We start from the raw sequence: 4,513 nt of genomic DNA, 5'->3' as shown, positions 1-4,513 counted from the left end.
GCCCTTGTCGCTGCGCAGCACCCGTGGTTCGGCCACGTTCCGCTGACTGCGCGACTCCCGCGAGGACTGCCAGGGCTGCGCGTTCGCCGTCCCGGCACCGCCCAGCCACAGTCCCGGTACGACGGGGGCGAGTCCGAAGGCCATGCCGCCCAGGCCCTTGCTCGACCCGCCGGTCGCGGTGGTCGCGACGGTGGCGGCGGTGTTGTGCTGGACGTCGACCTTGGTGTCCTTGCCCTCGGCCTCGTCGATCGCGGCGAGCGGCGCCCCGTCCGGGTCCGGCACCGTCTTCGCGAGCAGGTTCCCGGGGTGGAACACGGGCGGCCGGTCGTCGGGGGCGCGGGAGACGGTGACGGTGACGTCGTACCACTCCCCGCCGCTCCTGCCCCGGGCACCGTTCTTCCCCTGGACCGCGACGGCGCGGCCCTGGCCGTAGTACGACTCGGGGCGGGCCGCCAGGTCGGCGGCGAGGGCGGCGACCTCGCCGTCGGCGTGGCCGACGACGGCGGCGACGGCGTTGCGTACGAACTCGTGGCCGGTCAGCCCGTACGCCGTGGACAGTCCGGCGGCCTGGAACTCCATGAGGTACGGCGGCAGGACCAGCCCCGGTTCGGTGCGCTCCTCCTCGATGGGGGCGGGCGGCGCGGACCGGCCCCGTCCGGCCACCGGCCGGGAGACGCCCTTGCCCTTGCCGCCGCGCAGCGCCAGCGTGGTGGCGGTGTTCCCCGCCTTGCCCTGGAGGGCGAGCACGGCGTGTTCCGTGGGGCCGGTGGGCCGGGCGCCGACCGGTGCCCTGGAGGTCTCGGGAGAGGCGTCTTTTCCGTTGTCGCCTGCCTGGCGCTGCGTCCGCACGGAGTCAACGTATGCACGGCCGGGACGGGCGGAACGGCTTCCGCCGACTCCGGTCCCAGTTGTCACTCCCGCCTCAGCGGGCGGTCAACTCCTGTACATGCAGCGGTCGTTCAGCGGCCCGGGAGGGTGTTCAGGGGAGTCTCGGGAAGCGGGCCTGGAGGGTCCAGATCGCCGGGTTGTCGGCCAGTTCCTCGTGCATGTCGGTGAGGTCGGCGAGCAGGTCGTGCAGGAAGTCCCGGGCCTCCCGGCGCAGTTCGGCGTGGGAGAAGGTGAGGGGTGGCTCCTCGGCGGGCATCCAGTCGGCCTCGATGTCCACCCAACCGAAGCGGCGCTCGAAGAGCATGCGGTCGGTGGACTCGGTGAAGTCGAGTTCCGCGTGCTGGGGCCGGGCGGCCCGGGACCCCGCCGGATCCCTGTCCAGCCGTTCCGCGATGTCGCACAGCGCCCACGCGAAGTCGAGCACCGGCACCCATCCCCAGGCTGTGGACACCTCCCGGTCCGCCTTGGTGTCGGCGAGGTAGACGTCCCCGCAGAACAGGTCGTGGCGCAGCGCGTGGACGTCCACCCGCCGGTAGTCGGTCTGGGGCGGGTCCGGGAAACGGTTGGAGAGGGCGTAGCCGATGTCGAGCACGTAGCCGATGGTGTCACGGCCGGAACCATCCGCCTCATCGGCCTGAGGGAACCGCCCCGGCCTCATTAGGATCGATCGCGTGTCCACACGTGTACGCGTTTTCTCGGTCGCCGCAGGCGCGCTCGCGCTCTCCCTCGCCCTCACGCTCACCGCGAGCGGCGGAGTCCACGGGACCCCCGGTGGCGCGGGCCTCCACGACCCGTACTTCCCGAAGGCGGGCAACGGCGGCTACGACGTGCGCCACTACGGCCTCACCCTCGCCTACGACCCGGGCACCCGCCACCTCACCGGCACCGCCGTCATCACCGCCCGCGCCACCCAGGACCTGACCGCCTTCGACCTCGACCTGAAGGGGCTGGACGTCGACACGGTCACCGTCAAGGGGAAGGCGGCCCGCTGGAACCGCGCCGGCCAGGAGCTGACGATCCGCCCGCACCACGACCTGAAGAAGGGCGAGACCTTCGCCACCACCGTGCGCTACTCGGGCAGCCCGGAGACGCTCACCGACCCCGACGGCTCCAAGGAGGGCTGGCTGCGCACCGCCGACGGCGCGCTGGCCCTCGGCGAACCCGTCGGCTCCATGGCCTGGTTCCCCGACAACGACCTGCCCTCCGACAAGGCGTCGTACGACATCACGATCACCGTTCCCAAGGGTATTCAGGCCGTCTCCAACGGCGAGTTGAAGAGCGAGACGACCACCGGTGACCGGACCGCCTTCGTCTGGCACTGCGCGGAGCCGATGGCGAGCTACCTCGCCACGGTCGCCATCGGCCACTTCACGATCACCCGGTCCACCACCTCCGACGGCCTGCCGGTGTACGTCGCCGTGGACCCCACGCAGGCCGCCGCGAGCAAGAGCGTGGTCGCGAGGATCCCCGAGATCATCGAGTGGGAGCAGCACACCTTCGGCCCCTACCCCTTCTCCTCCACCGGCGCGATCATCGACCGGCCGGGGGACGCCGGGTACGCGCTGGAGACCCAGAACCGGCCGGTCTTCCCCGGTACTCCGGAACTCCACACCCTCGTCCACGAACTGTCCCACCAGTGGTACGGCGACTCCGTCACCCCGAAGAACTGGCGGGACATGTGGCTCAACGAGGGCTTCGCGACCTACGCCGGGTGGCTGTGGCAGGAGGACCACGGCGGCCAGACCGCGCAGCAGATATTCGACGGGGTCTACGCGACCCCCAAGGACGACGCGACCCTCTGGGGCTTCCCCCCGGCGAAACCGCCGGGCGCCGCCCACATCTCGGAGCGGCCGGAGTACGAAGGGGGCGCGATGGTCCTGCACAAGATCCGGCAGACCGTCGGCGACGACAGGTTCTTCGCCATCCTCCGGGGCTGGGCGGCCGCCCACCGCCACGGCAACGCGGACACCGCCGAGTTCACCGCGTACGTGGAGAAGATGGCGCCGGGCAAGAACTTCGCCCCGATCTGGAAGGACTGGCTGTACGGCGACGGGAAGCCGGCGAAGCCGTAGCGGGTCAGCCGTCCACGCCGCCCAGTTCCCTGCGCAGGACGGCGCACGGACGGCCGTGTTCCCGGTCCGGACGGCGACCGATCACCTCGTACCCGAGGGAGGTCCAGAAGGCGAGGCCGTCCGGGTTGTTCTCCAGCACGGCGAGCCGTACGGCCGTACGGCCGCCTTCCCGGAACCGGTCCTCGACGGCGGCCGCGATACGACGGCCGACCCCCTGCCGCTGCACCCCCGCGTCCACCATCAGCAGCCCGATCCACGGGTCCGGGTCGGCCGGGTCCGGATGCCGGGCGAGCGTGACCACGATCCCGACCAGCCGCCCCTTACTCCGCGCGAGCAGCACCTCGGCGTCCGGATGAGCCAGATCGTCCGCCAGCACCCGCGCCACCTGCTCGGGCCGCACGTCGTCCGGGTCGGGGAAGTCCCCGCTGAGCGCGTGGAAGGCGCGGTGGGAGGCGTACAGGGCGGTGATCTCGGTGAGCACCGGTCCCGGGATGTCGTCACCGGGCTGCACGGCCAGGGGCTGGAGGATCATGCGGGCAACCTATCCACAACCGCCGCTGGAACTAGGTCCCGCGCCTCAGACGCCTTCGTGCCTGCCTGACTAGGGTCGGTCGGCATGGAGACCACGGGGACCGTCCGTCGCCAGGCGGCGGAGCGCAAGCGCGACACTCTGGAACGGCTCGCGACCGAGCGGGACGTATGGGTGTCGACGGCTCATCCGGAGCACGGGCCGCACCAGGTGCCGCTGTGGTTCTCGTGGGACGGGCGAGCGGTGTGGATGTGCACCGGCGCGACGTCCGTGACCGCACGGAACCTCCGCGAGGAGCCGCGCGTGCGCCTGGCGCTCCCGGACACCTTCGACGTGGTGCTCATCGAGGGCGCGGCGGAGTGCTTCCCGGACCAGGAGGCGCCCGCCGCCGCGGCGGACGCGTTCACCGGGAAGTTCGGCTGGGACCCACGCACGGAAGAGGGCTCCTTCCTGTACATACGCGTGACCCCGAGAACGGTGCGCGCCTGGCGTGGCGAGCCGGAACTACGCGGCAGAGTCATCATGCGCGCCGGGACGTGGCTGGACTGACGGACGTCATTCGCCACAGACGGGCAACGCGCTGGGCTGCGGCCGGCTTGTCTCCCTGAAGCGCGCGCCTGCGCTCACGCCGGCTGTCGCCGGTCACAGTCGCACCTGGCCGGTTCGGCAGTCGCGGCAGGGGCCGGGGGTGGGGGCGCGGAAGGGGCGGTCGCAGCCGTCGCAGGTCTGGAACGGGTGTTTCGGCTCCGGGGCCGGTGCGGCAGGGGGCCGGAACGGCGGTGGGGGTGGCAGCTCCGCGGTCAGACGGTGGGCCAGGAAGGCGGCCGGGCGGGTCAGGGGTTCCGCCGGGAGGTTCTCGGTGAGGGCGTGGCGTACGGCTGTGGGGGTGAGGTCGCGCTCCAGCCAGGCGGCGACGCCCGGGGCGAGGTGTTCGGCGTCGGTGGCGGAGAGGAGGAGCCGGGGGTCGCGGCGGCGGAGGCCGGCGAGGAGGTCGAGGGCTGTGCCGAGGAGCGCGGGGGAGGTG

The 4,513-nt window shown here is 72.3% G+C and carries 4 protein-coding genes and 2 pseudogenes; 2 read left to right on the top strand and 4 right to left on the bottom strand.

Going from position 1 to position 4,513, the window contains the following annotated elements:
- Positions 1-849 (bottom strand): annotated as a pseudogene (locus tag ABZ646_RS40680) (hypothetical protein); the annotation flags it as partial.
- Between the two features lie 130 nt (positions 850-979).
- Positions 980-1,480 (bottom strand): hypothetical protein, encoded by a 501-nt coding sequence (locus tag ABZ646_RS40675; RefSeq protein WP_360531045.1) that lies wholly within the window; start codon positions 1,478-1,480, stop codon positions 980-982.
- A 79-nt stretch (positions 1,481-1,559) separates the two neighbouring features.
- On the opposite strand from ABZ646_RS40675, the gene ABZ646_RS40670 reads away from it, so the two are divergent.
- Positions 1,560-2,960 carry a M1 family metallopeptidase gene (locus tag ABZ646_RS40670; RefSeq protein ID WP_360531042.1) on the top strand — a complete coding sequence of 467 codons (1,401 nt, stop codon included), beginning with the start codon at positions 1,560-1,562 and terminating at the stop codon, positions 2,958-2,960.
- Positions 2,961-2,964: 4 nt separating this feature from the next.
- Here the strand turns inward: ABZ646_RS40670 and ABZ646_RS40665 are convergent, their stop codons facing one another.
- Positions 2,965-3,492, bottom strand: coding sequence for a GNAT family N-acetyltransferase (locus ABZ646_RS40665; protein WP_360531039.1), 528 nt, complete (start codon positions 3,490-3,492; stop codon positions 2,965-2,967).
- 84 nt (positions 3,493-3,576) lie between these two features.
- Between ABZ646_RS40665 and ABZ646_RS40660 the strand changes: the two genes are divergently transcribed.
- Entirely contained in the window at positions 3,577-4,038 is a 462-nt protein-coding gene (locus tag ABZ646_RS40660) for a pyridoxamine 5'-phosphate oxidase family protein (RefSeq protein WP_360531037.1), read from the top strand.
- Between the two features lie 93 nt (positions 4,039-4,131).
- Here ABZ646_RS40660 and ABZ646_RS40655 read toward each other — a convergent pair.
- Positions 4,132-4,513, bottom strand: a pseudogene (locus ABZ646_RS40655) (helix-turn-helix domain-containing protein); the annotation flags it as partial.

Origin of the sequence: Streptomyces sp. NPDC007162 (assembly GCF_040634175.1) — a bacterium.
Classification (GTDB): domain Bacteria; phylum Actinomycetota; class Actinomycetes; order Streptomycetales; family Streptomycetaceae; genus Streptomyces.
The sequence above is the reverse complement of the archived record's forward strand: the minus strand, read 5'-3'. Positions and strand labels throughout refer to the sequence as shown.

Coding starts and splice junctions, on each gene's coding strand:
- ABZ646_RS40660 (WP_360531037.1), top strand. CDS start 3,577: ATGGAGACCACGGGGACCGTCCGTCGCCAGGCGGCGGAGCGCAAGCGC.
- ABZ646_RS40665 (WP_360531039.1), bottom strand. CDS start 3,492: ATGATCCTCCAGCCCCTGGCCGTGCAGCCCGGTGACGACATCCCGGGA.